The organism is Desulfatiferula olefinivorans (assembly GCF_054657895.1).
The window spans coordinates 1-904 of sequence record NZ_BAAHXV010000106.1 but is presented as its reverse complement, the minus strand read 5'-3'; the positions used below and the strand labels follow the sequence as shown (position 1 = coordinate 904).

At 48.5% G+C, this 904-nt stretch carries 1 protein-coding gene; it reads right to left on the bottom strand.

Annotation, left to right across the window (positions count from 1 at the left end; genetic code table 11):
* A partial coding sequence (locus ACYQ11_RS22075) for an IS1634 family transposase (RefSeq protein WP_459925999.1) occupies positions 1-904 on the bottom strand: 904 nt, incomplete at both ends.

The window sequence follows — 904 nt, the reverse complement described above, 5'->3', positions numbered from 1 at the left end:
TCCACTGCGTCTTTTACCTCATTGCTTAACAGGGTAAAATATCCGTAATTGCGTTTTGCTTCCGCCATAGCCTCTTCTTTGGCTATGACTTTCGTACCTCGAACCTTCGTGCTTTTTACCTCAAAATATTTAGTGTACTGCTTTTCATGATCTGGACGACGTTGCCCGCTTTCCAACTCTTCCTGCAAAATGACCATTTTGCTGTTGAATGTTTTTTCATCCTCCAAGGCTCGTTCCGGGGAATAATACAGATGAAGATACATTCGACGATCCGCTTTAATCGTGTCACCTTTGTAGGGGCGATCCTGAGTATAGTCCCAGGTGACCGGCAGGGAATATGAATAGAGTTGGTATTCCTGACTGTAGTTGGGCCAGGTGCGCATCGTGTCTCGCACGGTGTCCAGGTGAGTTTTTACAAGCTTCAGCGACAACTTGGCAGCTATGAGGAACTTCATGTGATGTCTGTAGAGGTCGTTGATGTTCGCAGCGCTGAAGAAACCCCGGTCCAGAACCACCTTGATTTTCTCATAGCCCAGAGTATTCATGTCGGATAGTAGCTTTCTCAGGGTTTTCACGTCGGGAATATTTCCGGCCAGCTTCCGGTAATAAAAGGGTAAGCGGGATTGTTGACCGAAAAGCAGGGTCAGATTGATCTGTGCCAGATGCTCATGGTCTTTGTTTTTGCCATAGCGGACCTGTCTGAGACTTTTTGAATAACTGGAGATAGAGGTGCTGTCATATGCCAGGTATTCACTGTCTGCACGGCGTTTCCCTTGAAGCCTGAAAAAACGTTGCTTGGCGTCCTCGGTGATGGAAGCGAAAAGCTCACTGCTTCTCTGCGAAGAGATGGGGGCTCCGTGGGGATGCTTATGGAGCGCGGCCCAGCGAGGGAAACGGCTTAACG